This is a genomic window from Nocardioides insulae DSM 17944, from assembly GCF_000422825.1.
GTDB lineage: Bacteria > Actinomycetota > Actinomycetes > Propionibacteriales > Nocardioidaceae > Nocardioides > Nocardioides insulae.
In genome coordinates this window covers 14,896-38,691 of sequence record NZ_AUGU01000014.1, presented here as the reverse complement: position 1 = coordinate 38,691, position 23,796 = coordinate 14,896, and the positions used below count along the sequence as shown (strand labels likewise).

Sequence of the window (23,796 nt, the reverse complement as noted above, 5' to 3'; positions counted from 1 at the left end):
GTACGCCGTCCCGATGCCGGATCCGTGGTGGGTCGGCGTACCGGGTACGCCGATCCACCACGTCGCGGCTGAGGATCAGTGGATGGACTGCCCCGCGGAGCTGAGGTGCTGGCAGGCCTCGACCACGCGCGCGGCCATGCCGGCCTCCGCGGCCTTGCCCCAAGCGCGCGGGTCGTACTGCTTCTTGTTGCCCACCTCGCCGTCGACCTTGAGCACACCGTCGTAGTTGCCGAACATGTGCGCGGCGACGGGCCGGGTGAAGGCGTACTGGGTGTCGGTGTCCACGTTCATCTTCACCACGCCGTAGGACACCGCGGCCGCGATCTCCTCGGCGGAGGAGCCGGACCCGCCGTGGAAGACCAGGTCGAACGGCTTGCTGCCGGAGGCGAGGCCGAGCTTGTCGGCGACCGCGGCCTGCGCCTGCTGGAGGATCTCCGGCCGGAGCCTGACGTTGCCCGGCTTGTAGACGCCGTGCACGTTGCCGAAGGTGAGCGCGGTGAGGTAGCCCTCGGTGCCCAGCGCCTCGGCGGTGGCGATGGCGTCCTCGGGGGTGGAGTAGAGCTTCTCGTCGATGGCGCCGACGATGCCGTCCTCCTCGCCGCCGACCACACCGACCTCGATCTCGAGCACGATCCGGGCGGCCTTGGCGGCGGCCAGCAGCTCCTCGGCGATCTGGAGGTTCTCCGCCAGCGGCACCGCCGAGCCGTCCCACATGTGGCTCTGGAACAGCGGCTCCTCGCCGCGCTGCACCCGCTCCGCGGAGATCGCGAGCAGCGGCCGGACGAATCCGTCCAGCTTGTCCTTGGGGCAGTGGTCGGTGTGCAGGGCGATCTGCACGTCGTAGGACCTGGCGACCTCGCGCGCGTAGGCCGCGAACGCCAGCGACCCGGTGACCATGTCCTTGACCGTCGGGCCGGAGAGGTACTCCGCGCCTCCGGTCGAGATCTGGATGATCCCGTCGGAGCCGGCCTCGGCGAACCCGGCCAGCGCGGCGTTGAGGGTCTGCGAGGAGGAGACGTTGATCGCCGGGAAGGCGAACTCGTTCTCCTTGGCGGTCGCGAGCATCTCGGCGTACTTCTCGGGGGTGGCGATGGGCATCCGGAGGACTCCTGTGACGACGGTCGGGTCGGCGAGCAGGTACGCCGGAGGCGCCTGCTCGTCCGGCCACCCTAGTGCGCCCGGAAGCGCCCTGCGTGCACCGCCGTTGTTGGATCGATCAAGCGACGTACCCGCGCACGGCCGCCCGGCGAAACCGCCAGGTCACCCCCGCCAGGCGTCCGCGGAACCGAGGTCGGCGTGCTCGCGGACCCAGGCGTGCATCGCGATCGCCGCGGCGGAGGAGGCGTTGATCGAGCGGGTGGAGCCGAACTGGGCGATGGAGAAGGTGCCGTCGCACGCGTCGCGGGCCTGCTCGGAGAGCCCCGGTCCCTCCTGCCCGAAGAGGAAGCAGACCTCCCGCGGCACCGCCATCGTCTCCAGGTGGAGGGACCCCGGCAGGTTGTCGATGCCAAGCAGGCGCACCCCGCGCTCGTGCAGGTAGTCCGCGAGGTCCGGGACGGTGGCGTGGTGTCGCAAGTGCTGATAGCGGTCGGTGACCATCGCACCGCGCCGGTTCCAGCGGCGGTTGCCGACGATGTGGACCTCGGCAGCGAGGAAGGCGTTGGCGGTGCGCACGATGGTGCCGATGTTGAAGTCGTGCTGCCAGTTCTCGATCGCGACGTGGAACCCGTGCCGTCTGGTGTCCAGGTCGGCGACGATCGCCTCCATGGTCCAGTAGCGGTAGCGGTCCACGACGTTGCGCCGGTCGCCGTTCACCAGCAGTTCGGGATCCAGCCGCGGGTCCTGCGGCCACTCCCCCTGCCACGGTCCGACGCCGACCTGCGGCTGCCCGTGCGGCATCGGGTCGTAGGGCGCCCGCGGGTCCTCCGCCGCGTCGGCGTACCCGCTGCCCGCGGTCGTCTGATCGCTCACCGAGCGAAGCCTAACCACCGCCCGCGGCGGGCGCGTGCCCCCCGGGTAGGCTGAGGCAATGCTCATGCGTTGCCTCGCCCCGTCTCACCGGGGGGCGGCGTGACCCCGGAGCCGTTGACTCCGCTCTTCCTGGGGCTTGAATGGCTCGACCCGCAGTGGCTGCTGGCTCAGTTCGGCACTGAGTTCGTCTGGATCAGCCTGCTGATCATCTTCGTCGAGTGCGGTCTGTTCTTCCCGTTCCTGCCCGGTGACACCCTGCTGTTCGCGCTGGGGATCTTCGTGGCCACCGGGCAGCTCGACCTGATGCCGGGGCCGCGATGGGTCGAACTGGTCTCGATCATGGCACTGTGCGTCGCCGCCGGCTTCGCGGGCAACGTCGTCGGCTACGAGATCGGACGAAAACTCGGGCCCTCGCTCTACGCACGCGAGGGCCGGGTGCTGAAGAAGAAGTACTTCGATCAGACCGAGGTGTTCTTCGACCGGCACGGCAACAAGGCCCTGGTGATCGGGCGCTTCGTCGCCTTCGTGCGCACCTACATCACCGTGGTCGCCGGTGTCACCAGGATGGATCGACGCCGCTTCTTCGTGTGGAGCCTCGTCGGCGCCGTGCTGTGGGTCCTCAGCATCACCGTGCTCGGCTACTTCCTGGGCCAGGCCGTCCCCTGGCTGGGCAGCAACATCGACTACGTGATCATGGCGATCCTGATCGTCGGTGCCGTGCCGATGCTGTGGGAGGTACGTCGGCATCGGCGTACCAGCGCACCCGAGGCCGAGGACCGTGACCACGACGGTCGGCCCGACCGCGACATCACCGGCGCCGACGTACCCCGCGAGCCCGAGCGCTGAGTCCTCGCTGTCCTCGCCGGGTCCTCGACGAGCCGCCCGTCAGCCGCGACGGGTACGCCGTTCCTCGACCACGATGAGCACCACCACCACCGCGATCCCCACCAGCGCCAGCAGCACCGGCACCAGGACCGGGTCGTAGGGCGCGACCGGGCTACCCGGGTAGCCGTCCGCCTCGGGATCGGGCACCGACTGCCAGGGCCAGAGCGCCCGCAGCGACCCGATCATCAGCCCGGCCATCACGAGCAGCGTGGTCCGGCGACGATGGTGGAGCAGGTAGCGCAGCACCACCACGAAGGACCCCAGACCGACTACGGCACCTGCCGCGAAGACCGCCATGTAGCCGAGGTCCCGGTCGTGCACCGCGTCCAGCGTGGGGGCGTACAGACCCACCGCGAGCAGGAAGAACGAGCCCGAGATCCCAGGCACCACCAGGGCACACACCGCGACCGCGGCCGCGAGGAAGACCAGGTAGAGCTCGGGGTCGGAGTTCACGCTCCCACCGGCCAGGCCCACCAGCCAGAACGCCGCCGCGGCGGCGACCACGACCAGCGCGACGTCGTACACCTTGCTCCGACGCTCGTCCGGGAGCATCCGCAACGGCACCGCCACGCTCGCCAGCACCAGGCCGAGGAAGAGGCCGCGGGCCTCCTCCGGATAGTCGGTGACGAAGGCGCTCATCGCGCCGGCGACGGTGAGGACCGCGGTCGCCATGCCGAGCAGGACCGGCACGACCAGCCACCAGTCGGTACGCCGCAGCTCGCGGGCGGCGGCGTGCCAGCGGTCCGGCCCGGTGAGTAGCCGTCGGCCGGCGCTGAGCACATGGCCCGCCGAGTCGATCAGGGCGTCGTACACGCCGGTCACCAGGGCGACCGTGCCACCGGAGACCCCGGGGACGAGCTCGGCCAGCCCGATCAGGAATCCCCGGAGGAGATCCAGCGGCAGCAACAGCTTGGAGCGCGGAGCCGGAGGCGCCTCGCTCGACGTCGCCGCCGCCGCGGCCTCGCCGAGGGGGTCACTCATGCCTGGTCGCGCGCCGCGTCGAGCTGGGCCTTGGTGAGCACCGGTCGCACCTCCAGGTCGACATCGGCGAGCGGGTTGACATCGGCGGGGCTGCGGTCGATGGCGCACACCACGGTCCGGACGATCGCGCCGGCGTCCCGGAGGGCCTTGGTCGCGTCACGCACCGCCCCTCCGGTGGTGATGACGTCCTCGATCAGGGTGATCGTGCGGCCGGCGACCTCGGGGCCCTCGGCGAGCTTGCAGGTGCCGTACTCCTTGGCCTTCTTCCGCACGAAGAGGGTCGGCAGACCGGTCTTGGCGCTCACCATGGTCGCGATCGGCACCCCGCCCAGCTCGAGGCCGCCGAGCAGTTCGGTGCCACCGGGCAGGAGGCCGACCATCGCCGTGGCGACCCGATCCAGCAGAGCGGGCTGGGCCTCGAAGAGGTACTTGTCGAAGTACTCGGTGGCCTGCTGGCCCGAGCGCAGGGTGAACTCGCCGGTCAGCCGGCAGGCGGCATCGATGTCGGCAGCGAGAGCGGGGTCATGGTGCTGGGTCACGCGCCCACGGTAGCCGGGGCACGTACGGTGAGGCACATGCGCACCGTCTCCCGGTTGGCCGGTATCCCACCCACGATCTTCGCCACCATGTCGGCCCTCGCCGTACGCACGGGATCGGTCAACCTGGGCCAGGGCTTCCCGGATGTGGATGGGCCCGCCGAGGTGATCGCGCGGGCCGGTGCCGCCCTGAGTGAGGGACACAACCAGTACGCCCCCGGCGCCGGCCTGCCCGTCCTGCGCGAGGCGATCGCCCGCCACCAGCAGCGTCACTACGGGCTCTCGCCCGACCCCGACACCGAGGTGGCCGTGACCACCGGCTGCACCGAGGCGATCGCCGCCGCGCTGCTCGGACTGGTCGAGCCGGGCGATGAGATCGTGGTGCTCGAGCCCTACTACGACTCCTACGTCGCGATGATCCAGATGGCCGGAGGAGTACGCCGGCCGGTGACTCTGCACGCGCCCGACTTCCGACTCGACCCGGCCGCCCTGCGAGCTGCGATCACTCCAGGCACCAGGTTCCTCCTGCTCAACACCCCGCACAACCCCACCGGCACCGTGCTGACCCGCGCCGAACTGGAGGACGTCGCCCGGCTGGCGATCGAGCACGACCTGATCGTGATCACCGACGAGGTCTACGAGCACCTCACCTTCGGCGTCCCGCACGTCCCGCTGGCGACCCTACCGGGGATGTGGGAGCGGACGCTCACCCTGTCCAGCCTGGGCAAGTCCTACTCGCTCACCGGGTGGAAGATCGGCTGGGCCACCGGCCCCGCGGACCTGGTCGGCGCCCTGGTCTCGGCCAAGCAGTGGCTCACCTACACCTCGGGCGCTCCCCTGCAGCCTGCGGCGGCGTACGCCCTGGATGAGGCGGGCGGCTTCCCGGCCGAACTGGCGGCCGACCTCGCGGCCCGCCGCGACCTGCTCTGCGAGGGGTTGGCCGCGCTCGGGCTGGCGGTCAACCACCCCGAGGGCAGCTACTTCGCGATCACCGACATCGGCTCACTGGGCTGGGCGGACGGGCACGAGTTCGCGCTGGCCCTCCCCGAGCGCGCGGGCGTCGTCGCCATCCCGACGCAGGGGTTCTACGACTCCGACGCCGGTCGGCACCTGGTCCGCTGGACCTTCTGCAAGCAGCCGGCCGTGCTGGAGGAGGCGCTGGCCCGGCTGGGCAAGGCCGATCTCAGGAAGCACTGATCGAGGCCGTCGGCGCGAGCCACACGAAGCGCTCTGGCAGAGCACCGATCGAGCCGACTCGGCCGCGCGCGTGCCTCACCGCGCGCAGCGGGCGGCACCGATCGGAGATTCGGTCACCGCCGGATGATCGCCTCGCGCCGCTTCTCGGCGTACCACGCCCCGACCTCGGGGCGGAGCAGCAGCCAGGCTGTCGCGCCGCAGGCGAGCAGCGGGATCAGGAGCACCGGCATGGAGAACGTGCCGATCACCATGAACACTCCGGCGGTGGCGGCGGAGACGATCACCAGGATCCGGGCCCAGTCGTGCCCCCGCAGCGCCAGCCAGGCCACCAGGCACGCCCCCAGCGCCCACCCGATCAGCATCGCGCAGGTCAGGATCACGGCGGCCTGAAGCATCCCCTCGGTGTAGCCGGTGTCGTCCATCAGGCCGGGGTAGGTCCGCTCCATCTCGGCGGTCACGCCGTCCATGTCGCCCAGTGCCACGATCAGCGCCAGCCCCACCACGATCACGCTGAGCGCGCAGAACACCCAGGTGAGCACCGCGGCGGTCATCACCGCCGACGGACGGCGGACCGGGTACGCCGGAGCGTGCGGCTGTACCGGGAGGGTCGTGGGCGCCGGCGCCGTCGACCCCGGCTGACCTCCGGCGACACCTGATGAGTGCGGAGGCACCGGCCCCGGCGTCTCACCGGAAGGGGATGAGGCCCGGGCCGAGGACGTCTCCCGCGCCGACCGCTCGGCGGCCGGCCGGTAGGTGCCGTCGAACCAGTCCCGGGAGGGCTGCAACCACAACAGCAACACGCCCGCGGCGACCAGGCCGACGAAGAACCCTCCGCCGCTCATCCCGCCCACGAAGAGCGGCACGGCCAGCACGGTCAGCGCGATCCGGGCGCTCTTGGAGCGCTGTCGCATGGCGGACCATCCGAGCACGGCGCTGGCCGCGGCCGCGGCGGCGGCCACCATCGTGCTCCAGCGCATGACCTCGAGCATCTGGTCGACGGTGACTCCGAAGGAGTCGGGTGCCTCGGTCAGCATCTCCTGGACCGACTCCCGGGTCTCCAGGCTGGTGAGACCAGAGATGGTGTCGTAGGCGGTGAGCACCACCAGTACCGAGCCGACCACGATCGACCAGCCGGCCAGGGTCACCTGCGAGGGTCGTGCTTGTTCCGCCATGGGGTCATTTCAACAGGTCGCACCAACCCGAGCCGCGGGCGGCCGTCCCTCACCCTGCCCGGGTCCCTCCCGACCCGGACGGCTCAGCCTCGATCCGGACTCAGGCGCACCAGGTCGCCTCCGCCTTCTTCACCAGCTCGGTCAGCAGGTCCGTCTCCTCCGCGTCCAGGTCGGTGAGCGGGGGCCGCACCGGTCCCGGGGCGCCACCGACGACCCGCAGCCCGGCCTTGACGATCGAGACGGCGTACCCGTTCTTCCGGTCGCGGATCTGGGTGTAGGGGATGACGAAGTCGCTCAGCCGCGCGTAGACCTCGGTGAGGTCGTGCCGCCGGACGGCGTCGTAGAAGTCGAGGGCGAAACGCGGCACGAAGTTGAAGATCGCCGAGGAGTACGTCGTGACCCCGAGTTGCAGCAGCGGCAGCGCGAAGACCTCGGCGGTCGGGAGCCCACCGACGTACACGAGCCGGTCACCCATCCGAGCACAGATGCGGGTCAGCTGCTCGATGCTCCCGACGCCGTCCTTGAACCCGATCAGGTTGGGGCACGCGTCGCTGGCCTGCTCCAGCGCGTCCGCACCCAGCACGCCGTTGGCCCGGCTGTAGTAGATGACCCCGAGCGAGGTCGCCTCGCACACCGCCCGGATGCGCGCCACTATGCCGGCCTGGGGCGCCTCGGTGAGGTAGTGCGGCATCAGCAGGATGCCCTGGGCACCTGCGGCCTGCGCGGCACGGGCCTGGGCCACCGCGTTCGCCGTGGACCCGGTGGCCGGCGCGATCACCGGGACGGCGCCATCCGCGGCGGCGACGGCCGCCCGTACGACTCGGTCGGTCTCCTCGAAGGTGAGGGAGAACCCCTCCCCCGTGCCACCGGCGGCGAACAGTCCGGCCACGGGGTGCTCACCGAGCCAGGCCACGTGGTCTCGGTAACCGGCCTCGTCGAACTCGAGGTCGGCCGTGAAATGCGTGACCGGGAAGGACAGCAGGCCACGGCCCAGACCGGCCGCCAGCTCAGCGGGAGAGACAGAAGACACCAGTAAACCCTTCGACTCGTCAACCCGTGGCGACCCTCGCCACCGCCTTCAACCTAGGAAGGCTTACGATGCTCGTCCAGCGCCGTTTGAGCATTCAGTCATGCTGTCGGAGCATGGCTCAATCCGGCGCTGACCTCCTCCACGACGCGCAGCACCCGGCGTCGCAGGGGAGTCATGCCACCACGCGCCCAGATGGCGTGGAGTTCGACCGGCCGCGCCGGATCGCTGTCCGGATGACCGCCCTCGACGTCGTGCAGCGGCTTGTAGACCACGCCCTCGACGCCCAGCGCGGTCGCGCTGGCCGGCACCAGCGCCACCCCCTCGCCGGTGGAGGCCAGCAGGACCGCGGTGAGGATCTGCTGGACCCGCTGCACGATCCGGGCATGCCCGTTGACCAGGAAGCGGACCGTCAGGTCGTGGAAGTAGCGCGCCTGATCCGGGTGGTAGCTGATCATCGCCGTACCGTCGAAGTCCTGCGGCGCCAGCGCCCCGGACACCGCGGTGAGCGGATGCCCCACCGGCAGTACGGCGTACAGCGGCTCCCGGGCCACCACCCGGGAGGCGATGAGCGACCCGTCGAAGGGCGGACGGGCGAGCCCGAGGGCGAGCTCCCCGCGACGGATGCCGTTGACCTGGCTGCCGGTGACCCCCTCGTGCAGGACCACCTCGACCTCGGGCAACTCCTCTGCGAGCCGGATCAGCAGAGGTCCGAGCAACCGGATCGCCGACACCGCGGTGAAGCCGAGGTCGATCGTGCCCGACATCCCGGCATCCACCCGACGGGCATGCTCCACCCCCTGCTCGAGCACCTTGGTGACGCGGTAGGCGTGATCGAGGAACTCCGCGCCCGCGGGAGTCAGCGTCACTCCCCGGTTGCTGCGCTCCATCAGGACCGCGCCGACCGCCCTCTCCAACTTCTGGATCTGACGACTCAACGGGGGCTGCGTCATGGTCAGTCGCTCGGCGGCGCGCCCGAAGTGGAGCTCCTCGGCCACGGCGATGAAGCACCGGAGCTGATCAAGCGTCAGCGCAGGCGACTGCATACCTCGAGAGTATCCTTCAGCGACCCTCTCATCTGAGGTATGCATCATCGCCCTCGATCCGTTCACCCCGGTGCTCATCACAGTCGGACAACCGGCCGCTCGATCAGCTGTTCTGGTCACGGCCCAGGGGGCCGGTGCAGAACTTGCCGCCGACGAGGCGCTGCTCGGGTACGGCGAGGTCGACCTCGGTCCAGCCCTCCAGGATCTCGGCCGCGAAGACCTCGGAGTCGTCCTTCGGGTGATAGCCGATCGCCTCCCCTGCCTCCAGCGACCACCAGTTGCGGGTGTTACGGGAGATGCCCCAGATGGTCCGGAAGCCGGGCTCGGAGGTGGCCAGGCAGGCCTCGAACAGGCGAGCGCCGTCGTCGGGTGACATCCAGGTCCACAGCGACCGCGGGTCCCACGGCTTCTCGAAGCAGGACCCGATCCGCAGGCAGCTGACGTCGATGCCGTAACGCTCGTGGAACAGGCTGCCCAACGCCTCCACCGCCACCTTGCTCACGCCGTAGTAGGTGTCGGGACGGGGGAACAGGTCGGCCGGGAGGCCACCCTCGGGCGCCTCGGCCATCTCGTAGAAGCCCACGGCGTGGTTGCTCGAGGCCAGCACCACCCGGCGTACGCCGGCATCGCGGGCCGCCTCCATGACGACCCTGGTCCCGTCGATGTTGTTGGCCAGGATGCCTGCCCAGGGGGACTCGACGCTGATCCCGCCGAGATGGATCACCGCGTCCGCTCCTGCGCAGGCCGTCCGCATCGCGGCCTCGTCGGTCACCGAGGCCTCGATCACCTCGACGTCCTCGCCGGGCCCTCCCGGCTCCGGCTGCACCAGGTCGAGCAGGCGCAGGGTGCGCCCCGGCTGTGCCAGCCTCGGGCGCATCAGCCGCCCGAGACCCCCGTTCGCGCCCGTGATGAGCACGGTCTCGGTCATGTCCGTCCTTCCGTCGTCATTGGGTGGGCGTGCGGCCCGGTAGGGGGTCGGTCCGCATCACGCCTGGCGCAGCTCGTCGATCTTGTCGAGATATTCGGCGAACTCCTCGCCGTACTTGTCGAGGACCGGCTGGGCCGCCTCACGCCACGGAGTGATGTCGTCGACCTCGGTGATCTTGACGCCGGCCTCCTTCAGCTTGGCCATGTCGCTCTCGACCTGCGCATCCCACTTCTCCCTCTGGAAGGGGATCGCGTCGGTGGCGGCCTGCTGGATGATGTCCTTGTCCTCGTCGCTGAGGCCGTTCCAGGAGTCCTGGTTCATCACCAGGATCTCGGCCACCCGCATGTGCTCATCGCGGGTGAAGTTGGGTGCGACCTCGTAGTGGGTGGCCGAGTAGTAGCTCGGCTCGTTGTTCTCCGCGCCGTCGATCAGGCCGCTCTGCAAAGAGCTGTACACCTCGCCGTAGTCCATCGGGGTGGGCGATCCACCCAGCGCCTTGATGAAGTCGATGATGACCTCGGACTCCTGGACCCGGAACTTCTGTCCCTTGACGTCCGCCGGGGTGAGGATCGCCTTCTCGCGGGTGTAGAAGCTGCGCGCACCAGGGTCGAAGTAGCACAGCCCCTTGAAGCCCGCGTCCTCCATCGAGCCGAGGAGCTGCTGGCCGGAGTCGTCGTCGAGGAAGCGCCACATGTGGTCGGCGTCGTCGAAGATGTAGGGGAGCCCGAACAGGCCCATCCCGGAGGAGAACTCCGTCATCGGCGCGGAGCTGACCCGGGTCATCTCGATCGACCCCATCTGGACCTGCTCGATGACGTCCGACTCCTCGCCCAACTGGCCTCCGGCGAAGACCTGGATGTCGATGCGCCCGTCGCTGGCCTCGCGGACCAGATCGGCGAACTTCTTGTCGCCCAGGGTGGTCGGGTAGTCCTCGGGGTGGGTCTCGGCGAGACGGAACTTGAGTTCCGCACCGCCCGAACCGCCCGAACTCGAGCCACCGTCACCGCAGGCCGCCAGCGAGAGCGTGGACATCGCGGCGGCGCTGAAGGCACCCGCCTTGAGGAGGCCCCGTCGACCCATCAGCGGGCCACCATTCCAATTACCCATTGAACCCACAATTCCCTTCGATTTCGTCATTGGCCGAAGAAGCCCGGAAGTGCCAGCGAGAACTGCGGCACGAATGTGATGAGCAGCAAGACCGCGATCATGGGGACGAGGAAGATCGGCAGAGTCTTGGTCACCTTCTCGATCGAGATCCGCCCGATGGCGCACCCGACGAAGAGGACGTTGCCGACCGGCGGTGTGATCAGCCCGATCGCCAGATTGAGCAGGAGCATGATGCCGAACTGCACCGGATCCATCCCGAGGCTGGTGGCCACCGGGAGCAGGATCGGGGTCATGATCAGGATCAGCGGCGCCATGTCCATCACCGCTCCCAGGAGCAGCAGGAGCACGTTGACCAGCAGCAGGATCACGATCTTGCTGTCGGAGAACCCGAGGAGCGCGTCGGTGACCGCGGCCGGCACCTGGAGGAACGCCAGGAAGTAGCCGAAGGCACCCGCCGCGGCGATGATGAACAGCACCACGCCGAGGGTGCGCGTGGTCTTCTGCAGGATCGGGATCATTGCCCTGAGCGGGAGGTCGCGGTAGACGAAGAAGGTCAGCACGAAGGCGTAGACACAGGCGACCGCAGCCGATTCGGTCGCGGTGAAGAAGCCGCTCAGGATGCCGCCGAGGATGATCACCGGCATCAGCAGGCTCAGCAATCCGTCGGCAACGACCCGAGGAACCTCCCGCATCGGGATCAGCTCCTCCTTGGGATAACCCCGCTTGAGCGCCACCAGGAATGCGGTCACCATCAGGGCGCCGCCGAGCATGAGCCCGGGAAGGATGCCGGCGGTGAACAGCGCGCCGATGGACACGCCGCCCGCGGCCATCGAGTAGATGACCAGGTTGTGGCTCGGCGGGATCATCACGGCCTGCGCCGCCCCGGAGATGGTGAGGCTGACCGCGTAGTCCGTGTCGTACCCCTTCTTCTTCATCATCGGGATGGTCACCGAGCCGACGGCGGAGACGTCGGCCACCGACGACCCGGAGAGCGCGCCGAAGAAGGTGCTGGCCCCGATGTTGACCAGGCCGAGGCCGCCGCGCAGCCACCCGACGAAGAGGCCGGCGAACCGGATCAGCCGGGCGGAGATCCCACCCGCGCCCATGATCTCGCCACCGAGGATGAAGAACGGGATGGCCAGCAGGGCGAACGCGTCGAGACTGGCGACCATGCGCTGGCCGACCGTGGTCAATGGAATGCCGAGGTAGAAGGCCTCGAGGACCGCCGCGATGGCGAGTGACAGGGCGATGGGCACCCGGATGAGGACCAGGACCGCGAAGGATCCGAGCAGGAGTGAGACAGCGACAGGATCGATGGACAAGGCAACCTCACTCGTAGTCAGCGTCGTCAGGCGAGTCGACGTAGCGCTGAGTACGCACTCCGCAGATCTGCAGCACGGTGTAGAGACAGATCATGAAGCCGGCGACCGGCATCATGACGTAGAGGACACTTCGCGGGAGTCCGGTGCCCGGCAGGGTGGCGACGCGGGTGTCGATCGTGAACTGGGCACCCTGGACCAGCAGGTAGGCCCCGAACCCCAGGATCAGCAGCTGCGCGAATCGACCCAGGACGGTGCGCACAACGGCCGGCATCCGATCCACCACGAAGCTCAACGCGATGTGCGCGCCCTCGCGGAATCCGATCCCCGCGGACAGGAAGCCGATCCACACCAGCAGGACCCGGCCGGTCTCCTCGCTCCACGCCGGGGTCGAGTCGAGGAACTCGCGACCGAAGATCTGCCACAGGACGACGAAGACGACCGCCACCAGACACAGCAGGGTCCAGGCCTCGTAGGCGAGGTCCACGCCCCGGAAGAGCCGCTTCAGACCGGTCATGCGCTGACCTCCGCCCCGAGACGCCGCCCGGCCTGACCGAGCAGTTCCGCGCGCGCAGGACCGGTCAGGCCGAGGTGGTAGAGGTGGATCTGTCGCACCCCCACCGCCTCCAGGGCGTCCAGGTGGGGAGCGAACTCCTCGGGCACGGTCGGCGGCAGGACGGTGACGTACGCCGCCGGGACCGCCCGGTCCGCCACACCCTCGACCAGGCGACGGGCGTTGTCGATCGACCCCTGGCCGGTCGCCCAGCACTGGGCGACGACCACGTCGACGTCGTCGGGGGCGCTGGGCGTCAGGCCGGGAAGCGCACCCGTCACCCAGGGGTCGGGCTGAGCGTGCAGGGCGACCTCGAGGGGCCCGGGAGCAGCCTCCCGGGCCGCTGCGATCACACCGGCGCGCAGGCTGTCGGTGGCCGCGTGACGCAGGCGCAGGACCCGGTTGAGCACGTAGGTCCGCGCAGGGTCTCCGGTCTGTCCCCCGTCGCCGTTGCCGAGGGTCTCCTCGACCCAGGATCGCAGGGAGGCCGCCACCTCGTCCGGCACGAGTCCGTCGGCCCGCCAGGCCTCCCGGCACCACCGGCAGCAGCAGATCGAGAGCAGCCTGGCGGCGGTCTCGTCGTAGGCGCCGTCCGTCTTCTCGTGGTGGCCGCCGTGTTGCAGGCCGAGTTGGCCGCACGCCTCGAGCACGATCGCGACGACGTCGGCCCCGCGCACCGCTTCGGCGGCCAAGGTGGCGGCGTACTCCCGCACCTCCGGAGACCGGGGGCACAGGGCGTAGGGGTAGGGCTCGTCGAAGCAGTTGACCACCGCGTGCTCGGGGTGGGCCGACCCGAGGCGGGAGGAATGCGTCAGGACCACCCAGGCCGCCACCTCGATCCCGCCCTCGCGCAGGATCCTGGCCGCCTGCCCGAAGGAGTCGTCCTCCTCCACCCACGCGGCCGGCGCGGGAACCAGCCGCCGGTCCGCCCATGCCTCCGGACGCACCGGCCGATACAGGGCCGCGTGCCGTGCGTCGACCAGTCGACGCTGCGGATGAAGAGGGGTCGCCGCACGGGTGGTGTGGTAGGCCGCCGCCAGTGCGACACGAGTGATGCCGAGGGCATGCACCCGGTCGAGGAACCCGGGGTCGCCGAGGACGTCCCAGGGATAGGCGTAGCCGACGACTCCGACGGGGTCGGGACCGGCCGCGGGCTCGGTCGCAGTCATGGGGGTCTCCTGTGATCCGTGACGAATTTCACGCCCCTGTGGGGCAGGTCACAGAATGCTGGCAGCAGATGGCGATACATGTCCAAGCCCCGCGACGCATGGACCGATGCATTCACGGCATCCACCCCATGGCGACGCAGCGCAGCCCCCGTCTGAGATCGACGGGGGCTGCGCTGGAATCAGGGGCCCTGGGGCCCTACCTGCTCATAGTCTCAGGGCATCGGGCGATGGAGACTCGATCCTGGTGGGGTATGATGCGGGATCTCACCGACTCACGTGGTGGTGAGCTCCAGGCCGTGCTCGTCCCGATCGACGCTCACCCGAGCACCGTCTGTGACCTCGCCCGAGATGAGCATCCGCGCCAGCGGGTCTCCGATGGCCGTCTGGATCAGGCGACGCAGTGGCCGAGCGCCGTACGCCGGGTCGTAGCCCGTCTCGGCCAGCCACTGCTTGGCCACATCGGTGACACCGATCCCGATCCGGCGTACGGCCAGCCGCTTCTCGAGCAGGCCGAGCTGGATCTCGACGATGTGGGTGAGGTCCTCGAGCGAGAGCGCGTCGAAGACCACGATCTCGTCGAGCCGGTTGAGGAACTCCGGCTTGAAGGAGTTGCGCACCACCGCCATCACCGATTCCCGCTGCTCGTGCGGATCCGCGGTCAGGTCGGTGAGGAAGTTGGAGCCGAGGTTGGAGGTGAGGATCAGCAGGGTGTTGCGGAAGTCGACGGTACGGCCCTGGCCGTCGGTCAACCGCCCGTCGTCGAGCACCTGGAGCAGGATGTCGAAGACCTCCGGGTGGGCCTTCTCCACCTCGTCGAGGAGCACCACCGAGTACGGACGGCGCCGGACCGCCTCGGTGAGCTGGCCGCCCTCGTCGTACCCGACGTAGCCGGGGGGTGCCCCGACCAGCCGCGCGACCGAGTGCTTCTCGGAGTACTCGCTCATGTCGATCCGCACGATGGCGCGCTCGTCGTCGAAGAGGAAGTCGGCCAGCGACTTGGCCAACTCGGTCTTGCCGGTGCCGGTGGGACCGAGGAAGAGGAAGGAGCCCGTCGGCCGGTTGGGGTCGGCGATGCCGGCCCGCGAACGGCGGACTGCATCGGAGACGGCTCGGACGGCGTCGCGCTGCCCGATCAGCCGCTCGGCGATCACCTGCTCCATCTCCAGCAGCTTGGCCTGCTCCCCTTGGAGCAGCCGACCGGTGGGGATGCCGGTCCAGGCCTCCACGACCTCGGCGACCTGGGGGGCGGCCACCTCCTCGCCCACCAGCTTCTCCCCCTCGGGTGCGACCGTGTCCTCGGCTGCGGCGGCGGCCTCGATCTGCCGTTCCAGTTCGGGGATGCGTCCGTAGTTGATCTCGGAGGCACCGGCGAGGTTGCCCTCCCGCATCAGTCGCTCGGCCTCCATCCGCAGGGCGTCGAGCTGACGGCGCAGCTCACCCTCACCCTCCAGGGAGGCCTTCTCCCGCTCCCAGCGCGCCTCGAGACCGCGCAGCTCCTCCTCGCGATCGGCGAGGTCCTTGCGCAGCACGACGAGCCGCTCGACGGAGGCATCGTCGCTCTCCTTCTCGAGCGCGAACTCCTCCATCTTCATCCGGTCGACCTGCCGACGAAGCTGGTCGATCTCCTCCGGCGAGGACTCGATCTCCATCCGCAGGCGGGACGCCGCCTCGTCTATCAGGTCGATCGCCTTGTCGGGCAATTGCCGGCCGGTGATGTAGCGGTCGGAGAGGGTGGCCGCGGCGACGAGTGCCGCGTCGGTGATCCGAACACCGTGGTGCGCCTCGTACTTCTCCTGGATGCCGCGCAGGATCTGGATGGTGTCCTCGACGCTCGGCTCCCCGACGAACACCTGCTGGAAGCGGCGCTCCAGGGCGGGGTCCTTCTCGATCCGCTCGCGGTACTCGTCCAGGGTGGTGGCGCCGATCATGTGCAGCTCGCCCCTGGCCAGCATCGGCTTGAGCATGTTGCCGGCGTCCATCGCGGAGTCGCCGCCCGCGCCAGCGCCGACCACGGTGTGGAGCTCGTCGATGAAGGTGATCACCCGGCCCTCGGCCTGCTTGATCTCCTCCAGGACGGCCTTGAGCCGCTCCTCGAACTCGCCACGGTACTTCGCCCCGGCCACCATCGCGGCGAGGTCCAGGCTCAGCACCTGCCGACCCTTGAGCGAGTCGGGCACGTCGCCGGCCACCACGCGTTGGGCCAGCCCCTCCACGACTGCCGTCTTGCCGACGCCGGGCTCGCCGATGAGCACCGGGTTGTTCTTGGTCCGACGCGACAGGACCTGGATCACGCGCCGGATCTCGGCGTCCCGGCCGATGACGGGGTCGAGCTTCCCGCTCTCGGCCGCGGCGGTGAGGTCGACGGAGTACTTCTCCAGCGCCTCGTAGCTGTCCTCGGCGTCCTGGCTGGTCACCCGCCGGTTGCCGCGCATGGCGGTGAGGCCCTCCTGCAGGCCCTCGGCGGTGATCCCGGCCTCGGAGAGCACCGACTGCGCAGAACTCTCCACCCTCGCCAGACTGATCACCAGGTGCTCGGAGGCGACATAGTCGTCCTTCATCGAGGCAGCCAGGTCGATCGCGCCGGCCAACACCCGGGTCAGTGCGGCCGAGGCGGCGGGCTGAGCGACGGTCGAGCCGGTCGCCCGGGGCAGCCCGTCGCGAGCGGCGGAGGCGCTCCGCACCAGCTCGGCGGGGTCGACCCCGGTCTTGGCCACGAGCGTGGCCGCCGACCCACCCTCCTGGAGCAGCAGCGCCACCAGCAGGTGGATGGGTTCGGTGGTGGAGTTGCCCGCCGTCGTGGCGGACAACTGCGCGGCCTCGATGGCCTCGCGGCTTCGGGTGGTGAACTTGTCGGCGCCGAACGCACTCATGGTCTCTCCTGCTCTCCTTCCGGGAAGGCCCTCCGACGGGCGCCCTCGTGCCCGTCACTCTTCAGAACGTCGCCAGAGTTGAGTCTGTTCCACTCAAGTTTGTTTATTTTTCAGCGCGCGGAGAGTCAGCGGGGGCGCCGCCAGACCACCATCGAGCCATCCGGATCGGGCGAGCGGAGCACGGGCAGCCTGTTGCCCGTCTGCTGAGCGGTACGCCGACCGGTGACCGCCGCGCGCAGGGCGTCGCGGGCCACCTCCAGCTCGGCCTGGAGTGCCTCGTTGCGGCCACGCAGCGCGTCGATCTCCTGCTGAAGCTCGAGGATCCGGCGTACCCCTTCGATCCCGATCCCGGCCGACGTCAGCTCGGAGATGGTGCGCAGCAGCTCGAGGTCGCGGTGGCTGTAGCGCCGCCCACCGCCGCCGGTACGGCCGGGAGTGATCAGCCCCATCCGCTCATAGGTGCGCAGGGTCTGCGGGTGCAGGCCGGTGAGTTCCGCCGCCACGCTGATGACGTACACGGCGGCATCGGGAGAGGGCGACGGGAAGGTCACGGTCAGACCTCGGACTGCTCGAACAGGTTGGCCCGCAGCGCCGAACCCGCCGTGGCGGCGCGGTAGGACTCCACCGCCTCACGGGCCTCGGGGTTGAGCACGGCCGGCACCTGGACCTCGACGGTGGCGAGGAGGTCGCCGCGGGTGCCGTCGCTGCGCCGGGCTCCCTTGCCCCGGACTCGGAAGGTACGCCCGGTCGGGGTGCCGGCGGGGACCTTGAGGGTCACCGGTGCACCGCCCAGCACCGGCACCTTGACGTCGGCCCCCAGGGCCGCCTCGTCGAAGGAGATCGGCACCTCGACGGTGAGATGGTCGCCCCGGCGGCCGAAGACCCGGTGCGGAGTCACCTTGACCGTGACGTAGAGGTCACCGGCGGGGCCGCCGTTCTGGCCGGCCGACCCCTTGCCGCGCAGCCTGATCCGCTGCCCGTCCTTGACCCCCGCGGGGATGCGCGCCTGGATGGTCCGCGCGCTCAGCCCGTGACCGCTGCCGTGGCAGGTCGGGCACGGCTCGTCGTAGATCAACTGGCGCCCGCCGCAGCGCGGGCACGGCTCGTTGAGCGAGAAGGCGCCGCCGACCGAGTTGACGATGTAGCCCGATCCTTCGCACTCGGGGCACACGTGCGGCTTGGTGCCCGGCTTCCCGCCGGTACCGTTGCAGGACTGACAGGGGGCGTCCGAGCTCAGCCGAAGCGAGACCGTGACCCCGTCGAGCGCGTCGGTGAAGCCGATCGTCGCGGTGGTCTCGGCGTCGGCGCCCTTCTGCGGGCGCGGGCGCGACTGCTGCCGGCGGAACCCGCCACCGAACAGGTCGCCGAACATGTCCCCCAGGCCCGCACCGCCGAAGACGTCCTCGGCGCGCGTGCCGCCGGTCCCCCCGGCACCACCCGGTCCGCCGAAACCACCGCCGCCGAAGCCGAACCCGCCGCCCGCGTAGAGCGAGCGCATCTCGTCGTACTTCTTGCGCTTCTCGGCGTCGCCGATGACGTCGTAGGCCTCGGCGACCTTCTTGAACCGGTCGTGCTTGGCGGTGTCGTCGGGGTTGGAGTCGGGGTGGTTGGCGCGCGCGAGCTTGCGATAGGCCTTCTTGATCTCCTCGGCGGTGGCAGTACTGCTCACCCCCAACTCGGCGTAGAAGTCCTTCTGCGCCCAGTCGGCACGGGATCCTTCCTCAGCCACGTGCGCGCGCCTCCCTTCCTGGTTCTGATCCTGATGCTGGTCGTGGTGCTGGTCGTGCCGGTGTGGTGCTGGTCGTGGCGCTCAGTGTGCCTGCCCCGACGGGCCCGGCCGGCCGCACCGGCTGGGCCCGTCGGGATCTGTGCCGACGGTCGGGATCACTCCGGGTCGACGACCAGCACCTGGGCCGCTCGTACGACGCGCTCCCCGATCCGATAGCCGGCCTTGGCGAGCACCTTGACGGTGGTCTCGGTGACCTCCGGGTCGCTGCCCAGGTGGGACAGCGCCTCGTGGACCTTGGGGTCGAACACCTCGCCCACCGCACCGAACTTGACCAGGCCGCTGCCGGCCACGACCCGCTCGAGCTGGTCGGCGACGGCCTTGAAGCCGGCGTCCAGTTCGCCGTGCTCGCGGGCGCGGTCGATGTTGTCGAGGACATCGACGATCGGGGCGAGCGCGGCGTAGGTCGCGTTCTCCTTGATCAGCTCACGGTCCCGATCGACCCGGCGCTTGTAGTTGACGTACTCGGCCTGGAGGCGCTGCAGGTCGGCGGTCAGTTCCGTGACCTGGAGCTGGGCCTGGCCGAGCTCGTCCTGGACCGCATCCTCCTCGCCGGCTTCGACGGCGTCGGACGGTGCGGTCTCCACGGGAGCCTCGGCCTCGGCCGACTGCTCCCCCTCGGGGGAGGCGCCGGCCGGAGCCGACGCCTCCTCCGGGGTGACCTTCTCGTCGGTCACTTGTTCTCCTCGCCGGAGTCGCCCGGCTCGTCGACGATCTCGGCGTCCACGACGTCCTCGTCGGCCTCGCCGGTGGCCCCGGTGCTACCGCCGGCCGCGGCGCTGTCGGCCTCGGCGGCGGCGTACATGGCCGCACCCATCTTCTGGCTCGACTCACCGAGCTTGGTGACCGCGGCGGTGATGGTGTCCTTGTCCGCCGCCTCGTCCTCGAGCACCTTCTTGAGGGCGTCGAGGTCGGTCTGCACCTCTTCCTTCACCTCGTCGCCCACCTTGTCGGCGTTCTCGGAGAGGAACTTCTCGGTGGTGTAGACGAGCGAGTCGGCCTGGTTGCGGACCTCGACGGCCTCGCGCCGCTTGGCGTCCTCCTCGGCGTACTGCTCGGCCTCGCGGACCATCCGGTCGATCTCGTCCTTGCCGAGCGCCGAACCACCGGAGATGGTCATCGACTGCTCCCGGCCGGAAGCCTGGTCCTTGGCCGAGACGTGCACGATGCCGTTGGCGTCGATGTCGAAGGTGACCTCGATCTTCGGGATGCCCCGCGGAGCCGGCGGGAGGCCGGTCAGCTCGAAGTTGCCCAGCGGCTGGTTCTGCCCCCACATCTGACGCTCGCCCTGGGCGACCTTGATCTCGACCGAGGGCTGGTTGTCGTCGGCGGTGGTGAAGATCTCCGAACGCTTGGTGGGGATCGTGGTGTTGCGCTCGATCAGGGTGGTCATCACACCGCCCTTGGTCTCGATGCCCAGGGAGAGCGGGGTGACGTCGAGCAGCAGGACGTCCTTGACCTCACCCTTGAGCACACCGGCCTGGAGGGCGGCGCCGACGGCGACGACCTCGTCGGGGTTGACGCCCTTGTTGGGCTCCTTGCCGCCCAGCAGCTCCTTGACCAGCTCGGTCACGGCCGGCATCCGGGTGGAACCGCCGACCAGGACGACGTGGTCGATGTTCTTGAGCGCGACACCGGCGTCCTTGAGCACCGCCTGGAACGGCTTCTTGGTGCGGTCGAGCAGGTCGGAGGTGATGCGCTGGAACTCGGCGCGGGTCAGCCGCTCCTCGAAGTGCAGCGGGCCGGCCTCGCCGTGGGTGATGTAGGGCAGGTGGATGGTCGTGTCGCTGGAGGAGGAGAGCTCGATCTTCGCCTTCTCCGCGGCCTCCTGCAGACGCTGGGCCGCGATCTTGTCGGCGGCCAGGTCGACGCCGTTGGAAGCCTTGAACTTGGCAACCATCCACTCGACGATCTTGTTGTCCCAGTCGTCGCCACCGAGGTGGTTGTCACCCGAGGTCGCCTTGACCTCCACGACACCCTCGCCGATCTCCAGGAGCGACACGTCGAAGGTGCCGCCGCCGAGGTCGAAGACCAGGATGGTCTGGTCCTCGCCCTTGTCGAGGCCGTAGGCCAGCGCGGCCGCGGTGGGCTCGTTGACGATCCGGGCGACGTTGAGGCCCGCGATCTCACCGGCCTCCTTGGTGGCCTGGCGCTGGGAGTCGGAGAAGTACGCCGGCACGGTGATGACCGCGTCGGTCACGGGCTCGCCCAGGTAGGCCTCCGCGTCGCGCTTGAGCTTCTGCAGCACGAAGGCGCTGATCTGCTGGGGGGTGAAGGACTTGTCGTCGATCGCCACGGACCAGTCGGTGCCCATGTGGCGCTTGACCGAGCGGATGGTCCGGTCGACGTTGGTGACGGCCTGACGCTTGGCCACCTCGCCGACGAGGACCTCGCCGGACTTGGCGAAGGCGACGACGGAGGGGGTGGTGCGCGCGCCCTCCGCGTTCGCGATGACGGTGGCCTCGCCACCCTCGAGGACGGACACCACTGAGTTGGTGGTGCCCAGGTCGATACCGACCGCACGTGCCATGTTGCAGATACCTCCGCTGAGTTGTTGCTCGATATTGGTGCTTCGGAACGAGTGTGCCTCGCCGCTGCGAGACATCCAAATTACCTGAGTCTGATCGACTCAACTTTCCTTCGTTCTACCCAACCGGAGTGAGCTCGGATCCATTCCCTGCCCGGATCGGATCGTCGGGAAGTGCTCGAACTCGACGCCCTTGGCGAGCAAGCCCTCGACCACGCGGCGGACGTCGACGGCGCGGTGTGTCCGCTGACAGCCCAACAGGCCCGGCAGCAGTCAGACCGACCGCACCGTCTCCGCCGAGAACCCGCCAGATCCCGGCCGGAGCGGCCGAGTCGGCTGTCGCGGGTCACCGGCCGGCGTCACTGCGGTGCAGTCGCACCGCAACGTCTACCAGTTGGACCCGCGGCAGCCGCCTCACCTCGACGAGGGGCACCCATCGGGCCTCCTCGGTGGTGGCGTCGATCTCCTGGGTCAACTCACCGCCGACCACGTGCGCGCGGTACAGGATCCGCACCGCCTTGAGGTGCCGGTCCGACCCGCTGCGACGCTGGACCGGCTCGAAGACCCGGGTGTCGAGCCCGAGCAGCCCGTCCAAGGCGACGTCGTACCCACTCTCCTCACGGACCTCGCGGATCACGCCGTCCTCTACCGACTCCCGCAACTCCACGCCGCCGCCGGGCAGGGTCCACCGTCGCGCCCTGCCTTCCTTCCACAGCGCCAGCAGCAGATGCTCGACACCGTCGCGCGGCTCGACGATGACGGCGTACGCCGCGAGGCGGGTGTCGTACTCGGTGTAGTCGGGCAGAGTCATGGGGCCATTGTGACGGGTGTGAGCAGAGGGTGAGACGACGCACAATCTCCGATCGGTCCGACATCGCGGGCATGATCCAGGGGCGCGTGCTGTTGGGGGTGGACATGACCGTTCCCACGATCACACTCAACGACCAGACCTCGATCCCCCAGTTCGGCCTCGGCGTGTGGCAGGTGCCGCCGGCGGAGGCCGAGGCGGTTGTCAGCCAGGGCCTCGAGCTCGGCTACCGGCACATCGACACCGCCCAGATGTACCAGAACGAGGAGGGCGTCGGGGCGGCGCTCGCCGCCGCCGGACTCGGCCGCGACGAGGTCTACGTGACCACCAAGCTCAACAACGGATTCCACGAGGCGGCCCGGGCGAAGGACTCCCTGGCCCGCTCACTCGAGAAGCTCCGCCTCGACCGGGTGGACCTGTTCCTGATCCACTGGCCGCTGCCGACGCAGTACGACGGCGACTTCAGCGCCACCTGGGAGGCGCTGGTCGAGCTGCGGGAGCAGGGGCTGACCACCTCCATCGGCGTCTCCAACTTCCAGCCCGACCACCTCGACACCATCGTGCGCGCCACCGGCGTTGTGCCTGCGGTGAACCAGATCGAGGTGCACCCCTTCTTCACCAACGAGGCCGCCCGCGCTGCCACCATCGGCCACGGGGCCCGCGTCGAGGCCTGGTCGCCGCTGGGCAAGGGGGCCTTCGCCGACCCGCTCATCGCCTCCATCGCGAACAAGCACGGCAAGTCCCCGGCCCAGGTGACCCTGCGGTGGCACCTCGACCGCGGCGACATCATCTTCCCGAAGTCGACCCACCGCGAGCGGCTGGCCGAGAACCTGGACGTCTTCGACTTCGCCCTCTCCCCTGATGAGGTGGACGCGATCGCCACCCTCGACCAGGGCGAGCAGGGTCGCACCGGGCCCAACCCCGACGTCTTCGACTGGATCCCTGCCTGATCGGAAGCGTGGCACGCCGGCTCCCGCCCCGCTGCCGCGCAGGTCTGATCGCGCGAGCGGGTCTGCGCCGGCGTCCCAGAAGAACCAAGCGTGGCACGCCGGCTCCCGCCCCGCTGCCGCGCAGGTCTGATCGCGCGAGCGGGTCTGCGCCGGCGTCCCAGAAGAACCAAGCGTGGCACGCCGGCTCCCGCCCCGTTGCCGCGCAGGTCTGATCGCGCGAGCCGGTCTGCGCCGCGCGTGAGCACACAGCACATCGCCCCCGCCACGACCATCGCGGTCGTGACGGGGGCGAAGTCGTCTCGGTGCCGTGCCTCAGCCGCCTGTGACGGTCACCTGTACGACGTTCGAGGTCTTCCCGTTGGAGGTGTCCTTCATCCGGAACCTCTGGACCCCCGGGCGACCGGTCTCGATGTAGGTGGCGAAGGAGCCGTTGTCCTGCACCGAGGCGTCGACGCTGTAGAAGTCCTCCCAGCTACCGCCGACCTGGCGCTGCACCTGGAGGATCGCCCCGCCGCCCTGGGTGTAGGTGCCGGCCAGGTCGATGCGCTGCATGGGGCTCACCTTCGCCTGGCCGCTGCGCAACTGGATCTTCGGTTCCTGCTTCTTCTGCTTCTTCGTCTCCGCCTTGCCGGAGGCGTCCTTGGACTCCCCAGGGGGGAGGGTGACGAGGGGACCCGTCGGAGTGTCGGTGGGCTGGGGGCTGGGCACGACCATGCTCGCCTCGTCCGAGGCGGCCTGCTTCCCGCCGTCGTTCTCATCCCCGCCGCCGAGCCCGAGCATCCGGGTGGCTCCGAGCACGACCAGGCCGATCAGCACTCCGACGACCAGGCCCACACCGACCAGGGCCAGCAGCCCGGAGATGATCGGATGCCTCTGTTCCTTGCCCACGTCTCATCCTTCCCTCGCGCGACATCCCGGCACCGCGCACGCCCATTGTGTGTGAGGCCCCCCAACGCGACCAATC

22 protein-coding genes are annotated in these 23,796 nt (G+C 69.7%); 3 read left to right on the top strand and 19 right to left on the bottom strand.

Translation table 11 applies throughout. From position 1 onward, the window contains the following. Positions 1 to 75 precede the first annotated feature (75 nt). Both fbaA and G515_RS0104520 read right to left on the bottom strand, forming a co-directional pair. Positions 76 to 1,098: a class II fructose-bisphosphate aldolase gene (gene fbaA / locus G515_RS0104525; protein ID WP_028659199.1), complete on the bottom strand. Its 1,023-nt coding sequence runs from the start codon at positions 1,096 to 1,098 to the stop codon at positions 76 to 78. Between the two features lie 162 nt (positions 1,099 to 1,260). After that, positions 1,261 to 1,899 (bottom strand): TrmH family RNA methyltransferase, encoded by a 639-nt coding sequence (locus G515_RS0104520; RefSeq protein WP_036554447.1) that lies wholly within the window; start codon positions 1,897 to 1,899, stop codon positions 1,261 to 1,263. A gap of 171 nt (positions 1,900 to 2,070) precedes the next feature. Here G515_RS0104520 and G515_RS0104515 point away from each other — a divergent pair, with 171 nt between their 5' ends. Beyond that, positions 2,071 to 2,817: a DedA family protein gene (locus G515_RS0104515; RefSeq protein ID WP_245565210.1), complete on the top strand. Its 747-nt coding sequence runs from the start codon at positions 2,071 to 2,073 to the stop codon at positions 2,815 to 2,817. A 39-nt stretch (positions 2,818 to 2,856) separates the two neighbouring features. Here the strand turns inward: G515_RS0104515 and G515_RS0104510 are convergent, their stop codons facing one another. Beyond that, positions 2,857 to 3,837, bottom strand: coding sequence for a DUF368 domain-containing protein (locus G515_RS0104510; protein ID WP_028659196.1), 981 nt, complete (start codon positions 3,835 to 3,837; stop codon positions 2,857 to 2,859). Beyond that, entirely contained in the window at positions 3,834 to 4,376 is a 543-nt protein-coding gene (gene pyrE / locus G515_RS0104505; RefSeq protein WP_028659195.1) for an orotate phosphoribosyltransferase, read from the bottom strand. Before pyrE ends, G515_RS0104510 begins: the two co-directional genes overlap by 4 nt. Before the next feature lie 36 nt (positions 4,377 to 4,412). Here pyrE and G515_RS0104500 point away from each other — a divergent pair, with 36 nt between their 5' ends. Beyond that, a complete protein-coding gene (locus G515_RS0104500) occupies positions 4,413 to 5,570 on the top strand; it encodes a pyridoxal phosphate-dependent aminotransferase (protein ID WP_028659194.1) in 1,158 nt (385 codons plus the stop codon). 113 nt (positions 5,571 to 5,683) lie between these two features. Here G515_RS0104500 and G515_RS0104495 read toward each other — a convergent pair whose 3' ends face one another. The 14 genes from G515_RS0104495 to G515_RS0104430 form a co-directional block, all read right to left on the bottom strand. Continuing rightward, a complete protein-coding gene (locus tag G515_RS0104495) occupies positions 5,684 to 6,742 on the bottom strand; it encodes a hypothetical protein (RefSeq protein ID WP_157571002.1) in 1,059 nt (352 codons plus the stop codon). Between the two features lie 100 nt (positions 6,743 to 6,842). Beyond that, positions 6,843 to 7,772, bottom strand: a complete 930-nt coding sequence (gene kdgD / locus G515_RS0104490; protein ID WP_028659192.1) for a 5-dehydro-4-deoxyglucarate dehydratase — start codon at positions 7,770 to 7,772, stop codon at positions 6,843 to 6,845. 98 nt (positions 7,773 to 7,870) lie between these two features. Continuing rightward, positions 7,871 to 8,815: a LysR family transcriptional regulator gene (locus G515_RS19490; protein ID WP_036554296.1), complete on the bottom strand. Its 945-nt coding sequence runs from the start codon at positions 8,813 to 8,815 to the stop codon at positions 7,871 to 7,873. A gap of 103 nt (positions 8,816 to 8,918) precedes the next feature. After that, positions 8,919 to 9,743 (bottom strand): NAD-dependent epimerase/dehydratase family protein, encoded by an 825-nt coding sequence (locus tag G515_RS0104480; protein WP_028659191.1) that lies wholly within the window; start codon positions 9,741 to 9,743, stop codon positions 8,919 to 8,921. A gap of 57 nt (positions 9,744 to 9,800) precedes the next feature. Further along, the gene (locus tag G515_RS0104475) at positions 9,801 to 10,823 is read right to left on the bottom strand and encodes a TRAP transporter substrate-binding protein (protein WP_051217874.1); all 1,023 of its coding nucleotides are present in this window, start codon (positions 10,821 to 10,823) and stop codon (positions 9,801 to 9,803) included. A gap of 53 nt (positions 10,824 to 10,876) precedes the next feature. Next, positions 10,877 to 12,172: a TRAP transporter large permease gene (locus G515_RS0104470; protein ID WP_028659189.1), complete on the bottom strand. Its 1,296-nt coding sequence runs from the start codon at positions 12,170 to 12,172 to the stop codon at positions 10,877 to 10,879. Between the two features lie 7 nt (positions 12,173 to 12,179). After that, positions 12,180 to 12,686 (bottom strand): TRAP transporter small permease, encoded by a 507-nt coding sequence (locus G515_RS0104465; RefSeq protein WP_028659188.1) that lies wholly within the window; start codon positions 12,684 to 12,686, stop codon positions 12,180 to 12,182. Then, positions 12,683 to 13,891 (bottom strand): hypothetical protein, encoded by a 1,209-nt coding sequence (locus G515_RS0104460; RefSeq protein WP_028659187.1) that lies wholly within the window; start codon positions 13,889 to 13,891, stop codon positions 12,683 to 12,685. Before G515_RS0104460 ends, G515_RS0104465 begins: the two co-directional genes overlap by 4 nt. Before the next feature lie 272 nt (positions 13,892 to 14,163). Beyond that, positions 14,164 to 16,761, bottom strand: coding sequence for an ATP-dependent chaperone ClpB (clpB, locus tag G515_RS0104455; protein WP_028659186.1), 2,598 nt, complete (start codon positions 16,759 to 16,761; stop codon positions 14,164 to 14,166). A 125-nt stretch (positions 16,762 to 16,886) separates the two neighbouring features. Further along, the gene (locus G515_RS0104450; RefSeq protein WP_036554292.1) at positions 16,887 to 17,312 is read right to left on the bottom strand and encodes a heat shock protein transcriptional repressor HspR; all 426 of its coding nucleotides are present in this window, start codon (positions 17,310 to 17,312) and stop codon (positions 16,887 to 16,889) included. Between the two features lie 2 nt (positions 17,313 to 17,314). Next, the gene (gene dnaJ, locus G515_RS0104445) at positions 17,315 to 18,490 is read right to left on the bottom strand and encodes a molecular chaperone DnaJ (protein WP_028659184.1); all 1,176 of its coding nucleotides are present in this window, start codon (positions 18,488 to 18,490) and stop codon (positions 17,315 to 17,317) included. Between the two features lie 155 nt (positions 18,491 to 18,645). After that, positions 18,646 to 19,224, bottom strand: a complete 579-nt coding sequence (grpE, locus tag G515_RS0104440) for a nucleotide exchange factor GrpE (protein WP_028659183.1) — start codon at positions 19,222 to 19,224, stop codon at positions 18,646 to 18,648. After that, positions 19,221 to 21,077 carry a molecular chaperone DnaK gene (dnaK, locus tag G515_RS0104435; protein WP_028659182.1) on the bottom strand — a complete coding sequence of 619 codons (1,857 nt, stop codon included), beginning with the start codon at positions 21,075 to 21,077 and terminating at the stop codon, positions 19,221 to 19,223. The genes grpE and dnaK overlap by 4 nt, the downstream gene beginning before the upstream one ends. Before the next feature lie 343 nt (positions 21,078 to 21,420). Continuing rightward, positions 21,421 to 21,885, bottom strand: coding sequence for an NUDIX hydrolase (locus tag G515_RS0104430; protein WP_028659181.1), 465 nt, complete (start codon positions 21,883 to 21,885; stop codon positions 21,421 to 21,423). A gap of 104 nt (positions 21,886 to 21,989) precedes the next feature. On the opposite strand from G515_RS0104430, the gene G515_RS0104425 reads away from it, so the two are divergent. Then, positions 21,990 to 22,832 (top strand): aldo/keto reductase, encoded by an 843-nt coding sequence (locus G515_RS0104425; protein ID WP_028659180.1) that lies wholly within the window; start codon positions 21,990 to 21,992, stop codon positions 22,830 to 22,832. A 312-nt stretch (positions 22,833 to 23,144) separates the two neighbouring features. On the opposite strand, the gene G515_RS0104420 is transcribed toward G515_RS0104425, so the two are convergent. Next, entirely contained in the window at positions 23,145 to 23,720 is a 576-nt protein-coding gene (locus tag G515_RS0104420) for a hypothetical protein (protein ID WP_028659179.1), read from the bottom strand. Between the last annotated feature and the right edge of the window lie 76 nt (positions 23,721 to 23,796).